The 18203-nt window shown below is 74.1% G+C and carries 15 protein-coding genes and 1 pseudogene; 9 read left to right on the forward strand and 7 right to left on the reverse strand.

Features of this window, described 5'->3' with window-relative positions; translation table 11 throughout:
- Window positions 1-87 precede the first annotated feature (87 nt).
- Window positions 88-996, reverse strand: coding sequence for a GNAT family N-acetyltransferase (locus ACH4OA_RS27350; RefSeq protein ID WP_397971642.1), 909 nt, complete (start codon window positions 994-996; stop codon window positions 88-90).
- A 392-nt stretch (window positions 997-1388) separates the two neighbouring features.
- Here ACH4OA_RS27350 and ACH4OA_RS27355 point away from each other — a divergent pair, with 392 nt between their 5' ends.
- Entirely contained in the window at window positions 1389-2504 is a 1116-nt protein-coding gene (locus ACH4OA_RS27355) for a PP2C family protein-serine/threonine phosphatase (protein WP_397971645.1), read from the forward strand.
- A gap of 120 nt (window positions 2505-2624) precedes the next feature.
- On the forward strand, window positions 2625-3857 hold the full coding sequence (locus ACH4OA_RS27360; protein ID WP_397946971.1) for a cytochrome P450: 1233 nt from the start codon (window positions 2625-2627) through the stop codon (window positions 3855-3857).
- 343 nt (window positions 3858-4200) lie between these two features.
- Here ACH4OA_RS27360 and ACH4OA_RS27365 read toward each other — a convergent pair whose 3' ends face one another.
- Both ACH4OA_RS27365 and ACH4OA_RS27370 read right to left on the reverse strand, forming a co-directional pair.
- Entirely contained in the window at window positions 4201-5793 is a 1593-nt protein-coding gene (locus ACH4OA_RS27365) for an MFS transporter (RefSeq protein WP_397942203.1), read from the reverse strand.
- 208 nt (window positions 5794-6001) lie between these two features.
- Window positions 6002-6475 (reverse strand): MarR family winged helix-turn-helix transcriptional regulator, encoded by a 474-nt coding sequence (locus ACH4OA_RS27370; RefSeq protein WP_397971648.1) that lies wholly within the window; start codon window positions 6473-6475, stop codon window positions 6002-6004.
- Window positions 6476-6603: 128 nt separating this feature from the next.
- On the opposite strand from ACH4OA_RS27370, the gene ACH4OA_RS27375 reads away from it, so the two are divergent.
- The 3 genes from ACH4OA_RS27375 to ACH4OA_RS27385 all read left to right on the forward strand — a co-directional run bounded on the left by ACH4OA_RS27375 (window position 6604) and on the right by ACH4OA_RS27385 (window position 9568).
- Window positions 6604-7224 carry an L-threonylcarbamoyladenylate synthase gene (locus ACH4OA_RS27375; RefSeq protein ID WP_397942206.1) on the forward strand — a complete coding sequence of 207 codons (621 nt, stop codon included), beginning with the start codon at window positions 6604-6606 and terminating at the stop codon, window positions 7222-7224.
- Window positions 7225-7337: 113 nt separating this feature from the next.
- A complete protein-coding gene (locus ACH4OA_RS27380) occupies window positions 7338-8093 on the forward strand; it encodes a dienelactone hydrolase family protein (RefSeq protein WP_397971651.1) in 756 nt (251 codons plus the stop codon).
- Between the two features lie 275 nt (window positions 8094-8368).
- Window positions 8369-9568 carry a glycoside hydrolase family 64 protein gene (locus ACH4OA_RS27385; protein WP_397942209.1) on the forward strand — a complete coding sequence of 400 codons (1200 nt, stop codon included), beginning with the start codon at window positions 8369-8371 and terminating at the stop codon, window positions 9566-9568.
- A 61-nt stretch (window positions 9569-9629) separates the two neighbouring features.
- On the opposite strand, the gene ACH4OA_RS27390 is transcribed toward ACH4OA_RS27385, so the two are convergent.
- Complete coding sequence (locus ACH4OA_RS27390; protein WP_397942211.1) at window positions 9630-12029, reverse strand: M4 family metallopeptidase; 2400 nt, start codon at window positions 12027-12029, stop codon at window positions 9630-9632.
- A gap of 325 nt (window positions 12030-12354) precedes the next feature.
- Here ACH4OA_RS27390 and ACH4OA_RS27395 point away from each other — a divergent pair, with 325 nt between their 5' ends.
- From ACH4OA_RS27395 to ACH4OA_RS27410, 4 genes and pseudogenes are all read left to right on the forward strand, one after another.
- Window positions 12355-12732, forward strand: a complete 378-nt coding sequence (locus ACH4OA_RS27395; RefSeq protein WP_365878343.1) for a VOC family protein — start codon at window positions 12355-12357, stop codon at window positions 12730-12732.
- 128 nt (window positions 12733-12860) lie between these two features.
- Window positions 12861-13898 (forward strand): LLM class flavin-dependent oxidoreductase, encoded by a 1038-nt coding sequence (locus ACH4OA_RS27400; protein ID WP_397971654.1) that lies wholly within the window; start codon window positions 12861-12863, stop codon window positions 13896-13898.
- Between the two features lie 73 nt (window positions 13899-13971).
- Window positions 13972-14261 (forward strand): annotated as a pseudogene (locus ACH4OA_RS27405) (3'-phosphoesterase); the annotation flags it as partial.
- A gap of 114 nt (window positions 14262-14375) precedes the next feature.
- The gene (locus ACH4OA_RS27410; protein ID WP_397942214.1) at window positions 14376-14810 is read left to right on the forward strand and encodes a cupin domain-containing protein; all 435 of its coding nucleotides are present in this window, start codon (window positions 14376-14378) and stop codon (window positions 14808-14810) included.
- Here ACH4OA_RS27410 and ACH4OA_RS27415 read toward each other — a convergent pair whose 3' ends face one another.
- The 3 genes from ACH4OA_RS27415 to ACH4OA_RS27425 are packed head-to-tail and all read right to left on the reverse strand — an operon-like array spanning window position 14811 to window position 18039.
- Entirely contained in the window at window positions 14811-17141 is a 2331-nt protein-coding gene (locus ACH4OA_RS27415) for a SpoIIE family protein phosphatase (RefSeq protein WP_397971656.1), read from the reverse strand.
- A gap of 53 nt (window positions 17142-17194) precedes the next feature.
- Window positions 17195-17662, reverse strand: coding sequence for a peroxiredoxin (locus ACH4OA_RS27420; protein WP_397971658.1), 468 nt, complete (start codon window positions 17660-17662; stop codon window positions 17195-17197).
- Complete coding sequence (locus ACH4OA_RS27425; RefSeq protein WP_365878331.1) at window positions 17659-18039, reverse strand: hypothetical protein; 381 nt, start codon at window positions 18037-18039, stop codon at window positions 17659-17661. The genes ACH4OA_RS27420 and ACH4OA_RS27425 overlap by 4 nt, the downstream gene beginning before the upstream one ends.
- Between the last annotated feature and the right edge of the window lie 164 nt (window positions 18040-18203).

Raw genomic sequence — 18203 nt, forward strand, 5'->3', positions numbered from 1 at the left:
GCTGCGGGCTGCGGGCTGCGGGCTGCGGGCTGCGCGGCCCCTCCCCCGGCCCGCTCCGGTCACCGTGCAGCCGGTGCCGTCAGCGCCTCACTCCGCGCCGGCCCCGGCGTCGGTCCAGTAGGCGACGCGTTCGCGTACGACCGGATAGCCGGCCTTGGCGAAGTGCGCGGCCATCGGGAAGTTGCCCTGGTCGGTGGCGGCGGCGATGAATGCGGCGCCCTGGCCGGCCAGGAAGTGGGTGCACTCGGCGAGCAGGTCGTAGGCGTAGCCGTGACCACGCTGTTCGGGCACCACGCCGATGAAGCCGACGCACGGCCCGGCCGGGTTGCGGGCCGGGATGTGGATGCCGACCGGCTCGCCCGCCGGGGTGCGGGCCAGCCGCCACCAGTCCCGGGGTGACGGGAACCAGTGGAAGACGTCCAGTTCCCGCCGGGCCGCCAGGTCCACACCGCCCTCCTCGATGGCCCGGCGGGCGTGCGCGTCCAGGGTGACGGAGTGGATGCGGCGCAGGATGTCGTGGAAGACCCGGTCGTCGGGTTCGGCGGTGCAGACGAGCCGTCCGGGCCGCTCGGGCAGGCCCCGGTCCGGGGTCCAGCGGTAGAGGAAGCGCTCCACCAGGGGTGCGTAGCCGGCCCGGCCCGCGGCGGCGGCACGGGTGCCGGCCGCGGCCCGCAGGCGCGGGTCGTCCCGCCAGCCGCCGGGCAGGTCGAGTTCCAGCTCGGAGACCTGCCAGGGAGCGGTCCGCAGCAGTGCGGCGCCCGCCTCCTCCTCGCCCTCGGCGACGTCGAACCAGTTGACGAGCAGCGGTTCGGGGTCCTCGGGCCGGCCCCACCAGGCGGCGCGCGCCACGGTGCGGCCCGCGCGCAGGGCGACGCGCTGCCAGTCGGAGCGGTAGCGGGTGTGCCAGTGCCGCTCGCCCAGGGCCAGCGGGTCGGGCATGGTGTGGAAAAGACGGGCACTGCTCTCGTCGAGCGTGCGGATGACCAGACCTGTCAAGGATTCCTCCGGGGTGCGTACGTGGATGACGCTCCCGGTGGGTTCAGACGTGACACGCCCGCGGCACGGGGAGGGGGGAGCGCCGGCTGCTGGCTCGCATGACACTCGCCTCCTTCTTCCGCACGGCTCGGGCGTGACGGCCCCACGCTAGGCGGGCGGCCGGGCGGGCGTCCACCGGTTTTCCGCGGGGCGCGGCCGGGTTTTCCGCGGGGCGCGGGCTTCCGCGGGGTGCGACCGAGTTCTACGCGGGGCGCGGGCCTCCGCGGGGTGCGGCCGGTTTTCCGGGAGGCGCGGGCCTCCGCGAGACGCGGCCGGTTTTCCGGGAGGCGCGGGCTTCCGCGAGGCGCGGCCGGTCTTCCGCGGGGCGCCGGGCCGCGGCGTAGCTTGGGCATGTGGGATCGGTGCGCGTCCGGTGGACGCGCGGGGACCGGGAGGGCCGCGGCTGGCTGCGGGGCGCGCCGCCGCCGTGGTGGGTGCGCGTGCTGCCCGTCCTGCTGCTGGCGGGCGTCGGCGCGGCCTCGCTGATCACCCCGCACGCGGGCGACCTGGGGTTCCTGCTGGGCGCGATCCCCCCGCTGGCCGTCCTGTCGTACGGCCCGCTGACCACCGCTGTCCTCGGGGCGGGCGTGGTCGTGGTGCTGAACATCCCGGCCACGCATCTGAACCGGCCGGGCGACACCGATCTGCTCACCGTCGTCTTCGTGGCCGCCCTGAGCGTGTTCGTGTCCTATGTGCGCAGCCACCGGGACGCCCAGCTGGACACGGAGCGGGCGATCGGCGAGGCGGTGCAGCGGGCCGTGCTGCCGCCGCTGCCGGACCGGGTCGGGCGGGTGGGGTGCGCGACGTACTACCGGGCCGCGCAGGACGGCACGCTGGTGGGCGGGGACTTCTTCGACGTGCGGGCGGGGCCGTACGGGGTGCGCGCGGTGCTGGGGGACGTGCAGGGGCACGGGCTGGCGGCGGTCGCCACGGTGGTGTCGCTGCTGGGCGCGTTCCGGGAGGCTGCCCTGGACCAGCCGGACCTGGAGTCGGTGGCTACGCGCATGGACCGCCGGCTGGCGGTGGACTCGGCGGACGTGCGGCACCCGGAGCTGTTCGCCACGGCCCTGCTGGTGGAGTTCGCCGCCGGTACGGCCGCGGTGCGGGTGGTGGCCTGCGGGCACCCGGCGCCCGTGCTGCTGGGCGCGGGACCGGCCCGCGAGGTGGCGGTCGCGCCCGGCCCGCCGCTGGGCATCGGGCTGGTCGGCGTCGATCCGCCGCAGCGGACCGTCGTACCGCTCGGGCCCGGCGACCGGCTGTTCCTGGCCTCGGACGGCGTGTGGGAGGCGCGGGACGCCACCGGCGGCTTCTATCCCCTGGTGACCGGGCTGACCGCGTTGGCCGGCACCCCGTCCGCCGGACTGCCCGAGGCGGTGTGGGCGGACCTGGTGCGCCGGGGTTACCGGGTCCGCGACGACGCCACCATGCTGGTGCTGACGCCGGACCCCGGCCGGCCCGCCCCCCGGTGACAAGCCGAATCCCTACGATTACCGGCCAGATCGGACGGCAACCGTATGCACGCGTACGGTCACGCGGTGTACTGGGAGCCGGGACCGCCTCAGGAAAGGCCGGCCAGTCTGGAGACAGTCGTGACCGTCACCGACCGCATCGCCCTCGACCCCTTCGGCTCCGACATCCCGGCGGAGAGCGCCCGGCTGCGCGCCCTCGGCCCCGTCGTGCCCGTGGAACTGCCCGGCTCCATCCCCGCCTGGGCCCCCACCCGCTACGACACCCTCAAGGCCCTCATCCTCGATCCCCGCGTCAGCAAGGACGCGCGCCGGCACTGGCGGCTGTGGCCGCGGCTGGGCGACCATCCGGCCTGGGGCTGGATGGCCAACTGGGTGGGCGTGGTCAACATGCTCTCCACCTACGGCGCCGACCACACCCGGCTGCGCAGACTGGTGGCGCCCAGCTTCACCCACCGGCGCACCGAGGCGATGCGGCCCCGGGTGGCCGCGCTGACGGCCGGGCTGCTGGACGCGCTGGAGGCGGCGGGGGCCGACGGCGGCGTCGTCGACCTGCGCGACGGGCTCGCGCATCCGCTGCCGGTGCGGATGATCGGCGACCTGCTCGGCGTCCCGGAGGAGCTGCGGCCCGACGCCGCCCGCCTCATCGCCGACTTCATGGACACCTCCGATCCGAGCCCCGAGTTCGCGGCCTCCGTGCGCGCACGCGTCGGCTCGGTGCTCGGCGCGCTGATCGCGTACCGGCGGGCCCAGCCGGGCGACGACATCACCACGGAGCTGATCCGGGTGCGCGACGAGGACGGCGGCCGGCTCTCGGACGAAGAGCTGCTGCACACGCTGCTGCTGATCGTCGGCGCCGGGTTCGAGACCACCGTCAATCTGATCGGCAACGCGGTGGTCGCCCTGCTGTCGGACCCGGCGCAACTCGCGGCGGTGCGGGCGGGCAGGACGGACTGGAGCGCGGTGGTCGACGAGACGCTGCGGGTGCACCCGTCCGTCGCCGCGCTGCCGCTGCGGTTCGCGGTGGAGGAGCTGACGGTCGCGGGCGTGACGATCCCGGCCGGGGACGCGATCCTCACGACGTACGCCGCCGCGAACCTGGACCCGGCGCGCTACGGCCCGGACGCGGCCGTGTTCGACGCGGCGCGGGCGACCGAGGACCACTTGGCGTTCGGGGTCGGCGTGCACCGCTGCATCGGCGCTCCGCTGGCCCGGCTGGAGGCCCTGACCGCGCTGCCCGCCCTGTTCGCCCGCTTCCCGGCCCTGCGCCTGGCGCTCCCGCCCGGCGAACTGCGCCATGTGCCGTCGTTCATCGCCCACGGCTGGCAGGAGATCCCGGTCCGCCTGGGGAACTGAGCGGGGGCGGCCCTGCGGTGTCCCGGAAGGAAGCCACCCGGCCGCGGACATGGCTCCGCCGGCGGCCCGGGGGGATGGGACGCCGGCGGAGATGCCACGCCCGGGGCGGGGGGAGGCCCCGGGCGGCTCGGTGTTCGCTTGCCCCGGAATCCGGGACGTAGACCGGCGATTTCCGGACGACGGGGAGACATGGCTCACACCCCCGGAACGGGCCGGCCATCGGCGAGGCCGGGAACAGCCGGTCACTCCCGGGTCTCACGCCGCAGTACGGCCGCCCCGCTCACCTGACCCGAACCGCCGCGCCCGCGCGGTCAGCGCGGCCGACGCCCCCCGTCGTCCCCGTTCACTCGGTCTCGGCGCTCGTCCCGGCGCGCATTCCCGCCGCCGCGAGGGCCGCGCCCAGCAGGCAGAGCACGCCGGTAACCACCGCGGAGGCGTGCAGGCCGTTCATGAAGGCCCGGGAGCTGCCCTCGGCCACGGCCGCCCGGAGCGTGTCCGGCATGGCCGGGGACACCGGCGCGACCCCCATGGCCACCGCGTCCTTCGCCTCGGCCAGCTTCCCGGCCAGCGCCTGCGGGACGCCCGCGCCGGTCAGTTCGCCGCGCAGGGTGGCGCCGACGCGGGCGCTGATGACGGAGACCAGCACCGACGTGCCGAGGGCGCCGCCGATCTGGAGCGTGGTGGCCTGCAGACCGCCCGCCACGCCACCGTCCCGTACCGGCGCGTTGCCGACGATCGCGTCGGACGAGGCGGAGAGCACCATGCCGACGCCGAGCCCGAGCGCGACGAACGGCGGCCACATGGTGGCGTACGAGGAGTCGCCGGACCAGGACAGCAGGGCGAAGCAGGCCCCGCCCTGGAGCAGCATCCCGAGCGGCATGCAGAGGCGGGCGCCGAACCGCGCGGTCAGGGCGGCGCCGAGCGGGGAGGCGACGAGCGAGGCGAGGCTCAGCGGCAGGGTGCGCACGCCCGCCTGGACCGGCGTCAGGCCGCGCACGTTCTGCAGGTAGAGCATGATGAAGAAGATCGCGCCCAGCATGACGAAGAAGTTCAGGGCGGTGATGACCGTACCGATCGTCAGCGCGCGGCTGCGGAAGAGCCGCATCGGCAGCAGCGGATGCTCCACGCGGGTCTCGTGGCGGCCGAACAGGGCGAGCAGCAGCAGGCCGGCGAGGATCGCGCCCCAGGTGCCGGCGGACGTCCAGCCCCAGGTCTCGCCCTTGACGACGCCGAAGACGACGCTCAGCAGGCCCAGCGCCAGCAGGACCACGCCGGTGATGTCGAACCGGTGCCGTCCGTCCGAGTTGCTGGACCGGGGCAGCACGAACGCGCTGAAGGCACAGGCGAGGACGCCGATGGGCAGGTTGATGTAGAAGACGGACTCCCAGCTGACGTTCTCCACCAGCAGGCCGCCGACGATCGGGCCCAGGGCGGTGGACACGGCCGAGACCATCGCCCAGATGCCGACGGCCATGCCGAACTTGCGGGGCGGGAACACCGCCCGCAGCAGACCGAGGGTGTTGGGCATCAGCAGGCCGCCGAAGATCCCCTGGAGCGCGCGGAAGGCGACGACGCCCGTGATGGACCCGGACAGGCCGATGGCGACGGAGGACAGCGCGAACCCGGCGACACCGGCGAGGTAGAAGGTGCGCCGGCCGAACCGGTCGCCCAGCTTGCCGCCGAGGATCAGGGTGGCGGCCAGGGCCAGCAGGTAGGCGTTGGTCACCCACTGCAACTGGGCGGTGGAAGCGTGCAGTTCGCGGCCGATCGCGGGGTTGGCGATCGCGACGACGGAGCCGTCGAGCTGCACCATGAACAGGCCGAAGGCGACGGCGCTGAGGGTGAGCCAGGGGTTGGCGCGCCGCCGGGCGGCGGCGGTGGCCGGCACCGCGGGGGACGCGGGCGCGGCGGAGTGATCCACGGAGGTGGACGGCATGGCGAAGCCTCGTCTGGTACGGGGTGGGAAAAGGATGCGGAAGGTGGGAGGAGGCGGGCGCACCCGCACGGCCGGACCTGCGCGAATAGCCGGATATACCCATGTGCATGCCCGGATGGGCGGACGTGCCGACATGACCGGGCGCGCCCGGGCGTCCCGGACGGCAGGGCGCGCAGGGCGTACGGGCGGCGGGGTCAGTGCGGCGGGGTCAGTCCCCGGCCGGGCGCAGCCCGCGCGTCAGCGACTCCAGCGCGCCCAGGGCGGAGCCGAGCGCGTCCAGCTCGCCCTCGGTCAGCGACAGCAGGGCCTCGGTGAGGTGGGAGACCTGGAGCGCGTGCACCTCGGCGAGGCGCCGTCGGGCGACGGGCATGAGGTGCAGCCGTACGACCCGCCGGTCGGCGCTGTCGGGCCGGCGTTCCAGCAGGCCTTGCCCGGCGAGCTGGGAGACCAGCGCGCTGACGTTGTTGGGCTTCATCAGCAGGGCGCCGGCGGCCTCCCGGACCGTGGCGCCCTCGTGCTCGGCGACGTACCGCAGCAGGCCGAGGTGTCCCTCGGGCGGCTTGGGGTGGGCGAAGTCGCGGGCGACCCGCCGGTCCAGGGCCCGGTGCAGCGCGGGCAGGGCGCCGGCGAGCGCCGAGGCGACGCTGTCGACGTTCCGCTGGGGAGCACTGGATCCGGGCATGACCCCAGGATAGGTATGACTCCATACCCACGTCAAACAGGTATGGCCTCATAGGTATCCGGCCCGGCTTCCGCGGCACGGGGCGGGCGGGTGCGCGAGCGGCCTCCGGGACGGCATAAGCTCGACGGGTGGCGAAGTACTTCGACGTGCACCCCGACAACCCGCAGCCGCGCAGCATCGCACAGATCGCTGACGCGGTGCGCTCGGAAGCACTCATCGCATATCCGACCGACTCCTGTTACGCGCTCGGCTGCCGGCTGGGCAGCCGGGACGGCATGGACCGGATCCGCGCTATCCGCCGGCTGGACGACCGGCACCACTTCACCCTGATGTGCCGGGACTTCGCGCAGCTCGGCCAGTTCGTCCGGGTGGACAACGACGTCTTCCGGGCCGTGAAGGCGTCCACGCCCGGCAGCTACACCTTCATCCTCCCGGCCACCCGCGAGGTGCCGCGCAAGCTGCTGCACCCGAAGAAGAAGACCGTGGGCGTGCGCATCCCCGACCATGTGGTCACCCAGGCGCTGCTGGCGGAGCTGGGCGAGCCGCTGCTGTCCAGCACGCTGCTGCTGCCGGACGAGGCGGAGCCGCTCACCCAGGGCTGGGAGATCAAGGACCGGCTCGACCACGTGGTGGACGCGGTGGTCGATTCCGGCGAGTGCGGCACCGAGCCGACGACGGTGGTCGACTTCTCCGGCGGCGAGGCGGAGATCGTCCGGCGGGGCGCGGGAGACCCGAGCCGCTTCGAGTGAGGGCGGCACACCACGGGCACGGCGTCGATCTTGCGTGACAGCATGGTGGCCGTCATGGCGCCGGGGGCCGTCGGCTCCCGGCGCCCGTTCCGCCGAGGGAGGACCTGCCCACCATGACCGAGGTCCAGGGAAACGACATCGAGATCCCGACCGGGGACGGCGTCGCCGACGCCTATCTCGTCCGCCCCGCCGACGGCCGTCCGCGCCCGGGCGTGCTGTTCTACCAGGACGCCTACGGCCCGCGGCCGCACTTGAAGGCGATGGCCGACCGGCTGGCCGCGGCCGGCTACACCGTGCTGCTGCCGAACGTGTTCTACCGGCTGGGCCCGGCCCCGGTCGTGGACCTGCCCGAGTTCATCGACCCGGGCGCCGACCCGACCATCTGGGAGCGGCTGGGCCCGATGCTGGCCGGGCTCACCCCGGAGCTGGCCAAGCGGGACGCGGGCGCCTATCTGGACTGGCTCGCCGACAGCCCGCTGGTGGCCGACGGCCCGGTCGCGCTGACCGGATACTGCATGGGCGCCCGGCTGGCGCTGTGGACCGCGGGCGCCTACCCGGACCGCGTCGCGGCGGCGGCCGGCTTCCACGGCGGGGCCCTGGCCACCGACGCCCCGGACAGCCCGCACCGGGAGGCCCCGCGCATCACCGCGGAGCTGTACTTCGGGCACGCCGACGCCGACCCGTCGCTGCCCGCGGAGCAGATCGCCCGCTTCGAGGAGGCGCTGTCCGACGCCGGCGTGCGGCACACCTGCGAGGTCTACGCCGGGGCCGGGCACGGCTACACCCAGGAGGACACCCCGGCCTACGACCGGCAGGCCGCGGAGCGCCACTGGACCGCGCTCCTCGACTTGCTCCAGCGCACGTTCTGACACTGGAGCGCCGGCGCCCGCCGACCGGCGGGCGCCGGACCCGGACCCGAACCCGGACCAAGCCCGGCCCCGGACCAGACCCCGGACCAGACCCGGCCCCGGATCGGACCCGGCCCCCCAGCCCCAGCCCCAGCCCCAGCCCCAGCCCCAGCCCCAGCCGTGCCGATTCCTGTCCGCACCATTGACATGCACCCGTCCCGGAGGCAAATCTGAGAGCGCTCTCAACAGGTACGGACCAACTCCGTACGACCCCGACCCCACACGGAGGTGGAGAGTTGCCGCACACACTCACCCGGGGCGCGCTGCCCCTGGCCGCCGCCACGGCGCTGCTCGGCGGACTGCTCGCGCTCGGCGCGCCGGGCCGGGCCGACGCCGCCGTCCCCGACACCATCCCCCTGAAGATCACCAACAACTCGGGCCGCTCCGAGCCGGTCTACGTCTACGACCTCGGCACCCAGCTGTCCTCGGGACGCCAGGGCTGGGCCGACGAGAGCGGCGCCTTCCACGCCTGGCCGGCCGGCGGCAACCCGCCGACTCCCGCGCCGGACGCGGCGATACCCGGCCCGGCCGCCGGCCAGTCCAAGACGATCCGCATCCCGAAGTTCTCCGGCCGGATCTACTTCTCCTACGGCCGGAAGCTGGACTTCCGGCTCACCACCGGCGGCCTGGTGCAGCCGGCCGTGCAGAATCCCTCCGACCCCAACCGGGACATCCTCTTCAACTGGTCGGAGTACACGCTCAACGACTCCGGGCTGTGGCTCAACAGCACGCAGGTGGACATGTTCTCCGCGCCGTACGCGGTCGGGGTGCAGCGGGCCGACGGCAGCGTCGGCACCACCGGGCACCTGAAGTCCGGCGGCTGGAACGGGTTCTTCAGCGCGCTGCGCGGCCGGCCGGGCGGCTGGGCGGGCCTGGTGCAGACCCGCTCCGACGGCACCGTGCTGCGCGCGCTGTCCCCGCTGTACGGCGTGGAGACCGGGGCCCTGCCGTCGAACGTGCTGGACGACTACGTCAACCGGGTCTGGCAGAAGTACACGACGTCGACGCTCACCGTCACGCCGTTCGCGGACCAGCCGGGCACCAAGTACTACGGTCGGGTCTCGGGCAACGTCATGAACTTCACCAACTCCGCCGGCGCGGTCGTCACCAGCTTCCAGAAGCCGGACGCGTCCAGCGTCTTCGGCTGCCACAAGCTGCTGGACGCGCCGAACGACGCCGTCCGCGGGCCCATCTCCCGCACGCTGTGCGCCGGTTTCAACCGGTCGACCCTGCTGGTCAACTCCAACCAGCCGGACACCACGACGGCCGGCTTCTACCAGGACGCGGTGACCAACCAGTACGCGCGCGCGGTCCACGAGCAGATGGCCGACGGGAAGGCGTACGCGTTCGCCTTCGACGACGTCGGCAACCAGGAGTCGCTGGTGCACGACGGCAGCCCGCAGCAGGCGTACCTGACGCTCGACCCGATGAGCTGACACGCCACGGTCCCGCACCCCGGCGCACGGGATGCGGGACCGCTGGTCGGCGGGTGCCGGGTCAGCCGGTCGTCAGGGCGGTGTCGTCCACGACGAAGCTGGTCTGCAGGGAGGCGTCCTCCACGCCGTTGAACTTCAGCGTGACCGTGGAACCCGCCAGCGAGGACAGGTCGAAGGTCTTCTGGCTGTAGCCGGAGGCCGCGTTGGCGTTCGAGTAGCTGGCGAGGGTCTTCGAACCGGCGGTCACCGTCAGCGTGTCGTACACGGTGCTGCCGGTCTCCGCGGTGTCGATGTGCAGGTAGAAGGTCAGGGTCGCCTTGCAGCCCGCGGGGATCGTCACCGACTGCGACAGGGTGTCGGTGTGGGTGGAGCCGTAGCCGTTGAGCCACGCCTTGTAGGTGCCGCCGTGGGACGCCTCACCGGTGTCGGTGGTGATGACGCCGCTGGACGAGGTCCAGCCGGTGGCGCCGGACTCGAAGCCGGGGTTGCTCAGCAGCTGCGTCGCGGAGCAGCCGCCGCCGGTGGTGCCGACCGTCCAGGCGAAGGTGGCGGTGCCGGTCGCGCCGGTGGAGTCCTTCACCGTGACGGTGGTGTTGTAGGTGCCCGCCGCGGTGGGCGTGCCGGAGATCAGGCCGGTGGAGCCGTTGACCGACAGACCGGTCGGCAGGCCGGTGGCGCTGTAGGTCAGCGCGCCGCTGTTGGTGCTGCTGGCCTGGATCTGGAGGCTGACCGCGGTGCCGACGGTCGCGGACTGGCTGCCCGGGTTGGTGACCGTCACGCCGCTGCTCGGCGGGTTGATGTGGCTGCCGACGGCGATGCCCGCGAAGGCGTTGCCCACTCCGGCGTACTGCGTGGAGTTGGTGCCGTACAGCGCGGCGGCGGCGTTCAGCGCGGCGGTGCGGGCGCCGGCGTAGTTGGTGCTGGACGTCATGTACGTCGTCAGCGCCTTGTACCAGATCTTCAGCGCGGCGTCGCGGCCGATCCCGGCGACGGCGACGCCGTCGGAGGTCGGGCTGTTGTACGTCACGCCGTTGATGACCTTGGTGCCGCTGCCCTCGGACAGCAGGTAGAACATGTGGTTAGCGGGGCCGGACGAGTAGTGGACGTCCAGACCGCCGAGGCCGGAGTACCAGCTGTCCTTGGAGCCGCCGTCCTTGCTCGGCTTGTCCATGTAGCGCAGCGGGGAGCCGTCGCCGTTGATGTCGATCTTCTCGCCGATGAGATAGTCACCGACGTCGGAGGAGTTGTTGGCGTAGAACTCCACACCGGTGCCGAAGATGTCGGAGGTGGCCTCGTTCAGGCCGCCCGACTCGCCGCTGTACTCCAGGCCCGCGGTGTTGGAGGTGACGCCGTGGCTCATCTCGTGGCCGGCCACGTCCAGCGAGGTCAGGGCGTGGGTGTTGCCGCTGCCGTCGCCGTAGGTCATGCAGAAGCAGCTGTCGTCCCAGAACGCGTTGACGTACCCGCTGCTGTAGTGGACGCGGCTGTAGGCGGCGACGCCGTCGTTGCGGATGCCGCTGCGCCCGAAGGTGTTCTTGTAGAAGTCCCACGTCTCCTGCGCGCCGTAGGCGGCGTCGGCGCCCGCGGTCTGGGTGTTGGAGCCGGTGCCGTCACCCCAGACGTCGTCCGCGTCGGTCAGCAGGGTGCCGGTGCCGGAGGTGGCCCGGTTGAGGTTGTACGTCTTGTGACCGCCGCGCGTGCCGTCGGTGAGCTGGTACGTCGAACCCGACAGCGTGGTGTTCAGGCTGACGGTGCCGCTGTACTGGGTGTTGCCGGTGCCGGTCTGGATGCCCTGGAACCGGTACAGCTCCTTGCCGGTGGTGGCGTCGGTGACGACGTGCAGCTTGCTGGGCGTGCCGTCGTCCTGGAAGCCGCCGATCACCGTCTCCCAGGCCAGCTTCGGCGTGCCGTTCCCGGCCCAGATCACCTTGCGGGCGCTGTCCGTGGTGGACTTCGCGGAGTGCAGCGCCTTGGCGGCCTTGAGCGCCTTGGTCGCGGCGGCGGCCTTGCTCACGGTCGCCGTGGTGGAGGCCACCTTGATGGTGCGCTTGCTGTTGAAGGTGGTGCTCACGGTCCCCTTGGCCAGCGAGGCCGGCGGGGTGTGCACGACAAGGTCGCCGCCGAGGACGGGCAGACCGGCGTACGTCCGCTCGTACCGCGTGTGCAGGGTGCCGTCGTTGTCCTTCACGACGTCCTTGACGACCAGCTTCTCCTGCGCGCCGAGACCCAGGGTGCGGGCCGTGCCGGCGGTCTGCTGCCGGGCGCTCTTGATCAGCGCCTGGTGCTGGGCCGGGCTGAGCCTGGCCTCCAGACCGCCGGTGCGCAGCGGGCTGGGGTGGGCAGTGGCCGGCGCGGCGGTCGCCGGGACCGCCTGGAGGCCGACGGCGAGGAACGCCGCGGTGGAGAGCAGGGCGGCGCCGACCGTGGCGCGCTTGTGGGGAAGGGGTCTGTGGGGTCTCACTCGTACTCCTCCTGCTGCGGCCGCGGGTCGGCGGCCGGTGACAGACGGGCAGAGGGGTCTGCTGCCCGGATGAGCTGAGCTGTGCGGGGCCGCGTGATCCGAGAACCGGTGGGGTGGATCAGCGTGCGCAGGGAGGATGACAGCATTGACCGAGCCATGTCACCCAAGGGCTGGTCAATCGAGGGTTTTCCCTATCGCCGCGACGGCGGGCGGCCGGGGCCGGTTTCCATAAGGTTCCCCAGTCACCGAAAAGTGCGTTCTTCCAGGTCAGACGTGATGCGCCTACGGTTTCCGAGGCACCGCCGAACACAAGGGAGACCTGCTCGTGAACATCCTGAAGACCTACGCGCGCCTGTGGAGCGACGACCTCGACCGCGCGCTGCCGCTGCTGCGGCGGCTCACCGGCCGCGAGCCGGATCTGCGGCTGCGGTTCCACGCCGTCGAACTGGCCGCCATCGGCGACTTCCTGGTCATCGCGGGCCCGGCCGCGGAACGCGCCACGTACGCGCACGCCTCCGCCACGGTGGTGGTCGACGACCTCGACGCCCTGGAGACGGCCCTGCGGTCCGCCGGCGCCACCGTCACCACTCCCCTGACCCCGGGCCCGACGGGCCGGTTCCTCTACGCCCGCCACGCCGACGGAGCGGAGATCGAGTACGTCGAGTGGACCCCGGACCTGGTGCGCCGCATCCTGGGCCGCTGACGCGCGGCGCCGCCGGCCGCCGCTTCCCGGCGGCCCTCGCGGCACGATCCCGCCGTATCCGATCACACGGTTGTCACACTCGGCTGCGAGAATCGGGACGGAGCCGACACCCGATCGCTGGAGGACCCGTGCCGTCCGTCTCCCGTCCCCTGCGCAAGCTGGGTTTCCTGACCATCGGCCTGTTCGACGCGGCGGACCCGGCGCGGGGCCACGAGACCACGCTGGAGATCATCGAACTGGGCGAGAGGCTGGGCTTCGACAGCGCCTGGGTCCGGCACCGGCATCTGCAGTACGGCATCTCCTCACCGGTCGCCGTCCTGGCCGCCGCCTCGCAGCGCACCCGCCGCATCCAGCTGGGCACCGCGGTGACCCCGCGGGGCTGGGAGAACCCGCTGCGGCTCGCCGAGGACTGGGCGACCGTCGACGTGCTGTCCGGCGGCCGGCTGAACCCGGGCGTCAGCGTGGGACCGCCGATGCACTACGAACAGGTCAAGGACGCGCTCTACCCGGACACGGCCGACGCCGAGGACTTCGGCTTCGAGCGGGTACGGCGGCTGCTGGACCTGGTGCGCGGCAAGCCCGCCACCGGCTTCAGCGGGGCGCGGGGGTTCGAGGTCTTCTCCGACGTCGTGCAGCCGCACTCCCCCGGGCTCGGCCGGCGGCTGTGGTACGGCGGCGGCAGCCTGCGGTCGGCGCGCTGGGCGGGTGAGCACGGCATGAACTTCCTGACCAGCAGCGTGGTCAAGGTGGAGGACGGTGACGGCGCGGACGGACCGCCGGACTTCGCCGCGATCCAGGCGTCCCACATCCGGGAGTTCCGGGCCCGCCATCCGGACGGGGAGGCGGCCCGGGTATCGCAGGGACTGGTGGTGATCCCGACCGACTCCGCGAGCCCGGCCCAGCGCGCCAAGTACGCGCGGTACGCGGCCGACCGGCTGCCCCGCACGACCGCTCCGCAGGGCCCGGCCCGGCTGCTGTTCGCGCCGGACCTGGTGGGCACGTCGGCGGAACTGGCCGGACGGCTGCACGCGCACGCCGCCTTCCGCGAGGTGGACGAGGTGGCGTTCGCGCTGCCGTTCGCCTTCGAACACGAGGACTACGTGCAGATTTTGACGGACATGGCGACGAAGCTGGGTCCGGCGCTGGGCTGGCGGCCCGCCGGGTGACACCCGCCCGGGTGAGCCCGGGGCACGGCTCCCCGGCGGCCGGGCCGGGCAGTGCCGCGGGCTGAGCCGGCGGGACCGGGGGACGTACGAGCCGCTCAGCCACGACCGCCGGGGCCGCCCGGTGGACTTCGCGCGGTCCCTGGAGCAGGGGCACGCCACCTTCCGGCTGCACGGCAGCAAGCTGCGCGGCGCGTACGCCCTCACCCGCTTCCGGAGCGGCCCGGACGAGGACGAGGCCTGGCTGCTGGTGCGCAAGGGACCGGCGCGGCCGGCCGGGCGGGGCACGCCGATCCCCGGCGGGCCCGCTCGGTGCGCACCGGGCGCACGCTGGCCCAGGTCGCCGCCGGCCCCGGCCGCCGGTGACGCCGTGGCGCGGCCCCCTGCCCCCACGCATCCGGATCAGCGGATTCCGCCTCCGGCGCACACGCCGGTCCTCTAGGGTCGCGGCGGTATCCGCCCGCGTCCCCGGAGGTCCGCATGCGCACCGCACTCCGCACCGTCGTCACCGGCGTGGTGACCGCCACCGCCCTCCTGGCCTGCGGCTCCGCCGGGGCGACGCCGGCGGGACCCGGCGTCTCGGGCCGCGTCCTGGCCCGGACCACCGTCGGCGGCACCGACTACATCCTGCGGGAGGTCACCGTCCCGCCCGGCCAGAGCACCGGCTGGCACTACCACGACGGTCCGGTGCGCGCCGTCGTACGGCAGGGCACCCTCAGCCACTTCGACTCCACCTGCCGCCCGGACGGGGTGTACGGCGCCGGCACGTCGATCCAGGAGCCGGACGGCCCCGGCTACGTCCACATCGGCCGCAACCTGGGCGGCACACCGCTCGTCCTGGAGGCGCTGTACGTGCTGCCGCACGGGTCCCCGTTCGCCGAGGACGCGCCGAACCCGGGGTGCCCGTTCGAGTGATCAGGCGCCGGGCAGCGGCTGTTCGGCCCAGATGGTCTTGCCCGCGCTGGTCTGCCGGCTGCCCCAGCGCCGGGTGAGCTGGGCGACGAGCAGCAGGCCCCGGCCGCCCTCGTCGTAGACCTGCGCCCGGCGCAGGTGCGGTGAGGTGGAACTGGCGTCGGACACCTCGCAGATGAGGGCCCGGTCACGGATCAGACGGAGCTGGACGGGCGGTTCGCCGTAGCGGATGGCGTTGGTGACGAGTTCGCTGACGACGAGTTCGGTGACGAACGCGGTCTCCGCCAGCCCCCAGGCGGCCAACTGCTCGGTGGCCGCCTGCCGGACGACCGCGACCCGCGCGGGGTCCGGCGGGACGTCCCAGGTGGCGACGCGGTCGGCGCCGAGGGCCCGGGTGCGGGCGAGCAGCAGCGCCACGTCGTCGCAGGGCTGGTCGGACAGGACGGCCTTCAGGACCTCGTCGCAGCGGGCTTCGAGGGTGCCGGCGGGCACGTCGAAGGCCTTGAGCAGGGCGTCGTCGCGGTGGTGCGGGTCCCGGCCGCGGTAGTCGGTCAGACCGTCGGTGAAGAGCGCGACGACGGAGCCCTCGGGCAGTTCCCGCTCCGTCGCCTCGAACGGCAGCCCGCCGACGCCCAGCGGCGGCCCGGCGGTCACGGGCAGGAACCGGGCGGCGGCGCCGGGCAGGATGACGACCGGGCCCGGATGGCCGGCGGAGGCCAGCGACAGCCGCCGCGAGACGGGGTCGTAGACGGCGTACACGCAGGTCGCGCCGAGTTCGGCGACCTCCGCGCCGCTGCCGTCGCCGGCCAGGTGGGTGACCAGGTCGTCGAGGTGGGTGAGGAGTTCGTCCGGCGGCAGGTCGACGTCGGCGAGGGTGCGCACGGCGGTCCGCAGCCGGCCCATGGTGGCCGAGGACTGGATGCCGTGGCCCACGACGTCGCCCACGACCAGGGCGACCCGGCCGCCGGAGAGCGGGATGACGTCGAACCAGTCGCCGCCGACGCCGGCCAGCGAGCCGCACGGCAGATAGCGGTGGGCCACCTCGACCGCCGCCTGTCCGGGCAGGCCGCGCGGGAGCAGGCTGTGCTGGAGGGCGAGGGCGGTGGAGCGTTCGCGGGCGAAGCGGCGGGCGTTGTCGAGGCAGACGGCGGCCCGGCTGGCGAGTTCGGCCACGAAGACGGCGTCGTCCGGGCCGTAGGCGTCCGGGTGGGCCAGGCGGACGCAGACCGCGACGCCCAGGGTGGTGCCGCGGGCCCGGAGCGGCACCGCGAGCAGGGAGTGGACGCCCCGCCGGTGGCGGCTTCCCCCGGGGGCGAGGGTGTCGCGGCCGGCGAGCCACCGGACGAACTCCGGTTCGCCGGCCTGGCAGAGCACGGCCCGGCCCTCGTGCAGGGCGCGGGCGGGCGGGGAGTCCGGGTCGTAGACCTCGGTGTCGCCGAGCCCGAGGGCCGCCCCGGGGTTTCCGGGCCGGGTGGAGCCGTGGGCGACGCGGCGCACCTCGACGCCGCCGTCCGGGAGGTCCGGCGGCTCCTCGGCGCCGAGCACCCAGTCGAGCAGGTCGACGCTGGCGAAGTCGGCGTAGCCAGGTACGAGGGTCTCGATGAACTCCTCGGCGGTGCGTACGACGTCCAGGGTGGTGCCGATGCCGGCGCCGGCCTTGTTCAGCAGGGCGAGGCGGCGCCGGGCCCAGTACTGCTCGGTGTTGTCGAAGGCGGCCATGGCGACCGCCGTCGGGGCGCCGTCGCCGGCGCGCAGCGGCCACATCTCGATGCTCCACAGGTGCTCCCGGTTCAGGGCGGGCGCACCGGCGAAGCTCTCGTAGCGCACGGGCCGGGCGGTCCGGGCGACCTGGCGGAGGTGGCGCAGGAAGCCCCGGTTGTCCTCGACGTCCTCGACGGTGTCCGGGAAGAACCGGCCGGTCAGCTCCGTCTCGCGGACGCCCAGCACCTTGCAGGCGGCGTCGTTGACGCGCAGGTAGCGTTGCTGGAGGTCGAAGACCGACATGGACATGGAGGCCTGTTCGAAGGCGTCGGCGGCCCAGGCGCGGCCGGACGGGCCGGCCGTGACGACATAGCCGGCGGGTGCGCCGGCGGGGCCGGCGAGCGGGCAGGCGGTGACGGCCAGCTCGATCCGGTGGCCGTCGCGGTGGCGCAGGGCGACGGTCGCGGAGCCGGCGGCCTGTACGCCGCCGGGCAGGCCGTCCGCGAGCAGGTCCGCCGCCGGCCGGCCCACGACCTCGGCGGCCGGACGGCCGGTGAGCAGCCGTGCGCCCTCGCTCCACCCGGTCACCCGGCCCAGTGTGTCGACGACCGCCACGGCGGCGACAGACTCCATATGCACCAGCATGTTCCGATTGGCCCGCCGCATCAAGCGGCGGGCCCCGCGCCTCACGCCCGGCGGGCGCGCAGCGCGGCGAGGGCCCGGTCGGCGTGGGTGTTCATGCGCAGTTCGCTGCGGACGATCTCCAGGACGGTGCGGTCCTCGGCGATCACGAAGGTGACGCGCCTGGTCGGGGCCAGGGCGAAGCCGCGTCTGACGCCGAACCGCTCGCGGACCGTGCCGTCGGTGTCGGAGAGCAGCGGCATGCCGAGGCGGTGCCGGCCGGCGAACTCCTGCTGCTTGTCCACGGGGTCCCCGCTGATGCCCACGGGCCGGGCGCCGGCGGCGGCGAACTCCGCGGCGAGGTCCCGGAAGTGGCAGGCCTCGGCGGTGCAGCCGGGGGTGAGGGCGGCGGGGTAGAAGAACAGGACGACGGGGCCGTCGGCCAGGAACCCGGTGAGCCGGCGGATGGTGCCGGTCTCGTCGGGCAGGGCGAAGTCCTCGGCCCGGTCGCCGACGGCCAGGGGCCGGGTCACGGCCGCGCCTTCGCGCGGCGGGACACCGAGCGCGCCCAGAGCACCAGGGGCACCTGGAGGGGCAGCCGGGCCAGGGCGGCCGACCTGAGCGGGGCCGGCCGGTGCCGCCAGTCCACGGCCATCTGGACGTTCGCCGGGAACACGCCGACGAAGAAGGCGGCCGCCGCCTTCGCGGCCGTCGCGCGGGTGCGGGGCGCCGCGATCCCGGCGGCCAGGGCCAGCTCGACGGCTCCGCTGCCGTAGGTCCAGGCCCGGGGCGGTCCCGGCAGCTGTTCCGGGACGATCGCGTCGAACTGCCGGGGTACGGCGAAGTGGGCGACCCCGGCGACGGCCAGCAGACCGGCGAGCAGCAGGGGCGAGCGTTCGGACCGGGACACGGTTCCTCCTCTGGTGGCCTGCCGCCGGATATTACTGGACGGTAGGGGCGCGGGGCGACGGGCGGAGGGCCTGGATCACTGGCCGGATCACCGGAACCGGGCGGATCACCGGACCGGGCGACGGGGGCAGGGCCGAGGCGCCGGGGCGGCCCTGCCCCCGTCCG

The organism is Streptomyces sp. NPDC017095, assembly GCF_044332325.1.
Classification (GTDB): Bacteria; Actinomycetota; Actinomycetes; order Streptomycetales; family Streptomycetaceae; genus Streptomyces.

Coding starts and splice junctions, on each gene's coding strand:
- ACH4OA_RS27365 (WP_397942203.1), bottom strand. CDS start 5,793: ATGCCGTCCACCTCCGTGGATCACTCCGCCGCGCCCGCGTCCCCCGCG.
- ACH4OA_RS27370 (WP_397971648.1), bottom strand. CDS start 6,475: ATGCCCGGATCCAGTGCTCCCCAGCGGAACGTCGACAGCGTCGCCTCG.
- ACH4OA_RS27380 (WP_397971651.1), top strand. CDS start 7,338: ATGACCGAGGTCCAGGGAAACGACATCGAGATCCCGACCGGGGACGGC.
- ACH4OA_RS27410 (WP_397942214.1), top strand. CDS start 14,376: ATGCGCACCGCACTCCGCACCGTCGTCACCGGCGTGGTGACCGCCACC.
- ACH4OA_RS27415 (WP_397971656.1), bottom strand. CDS start 17,141: ATGGAGTCTGTCGCCGCCGTGGCGGTCGTCGACACACTGGGCCGGGTG.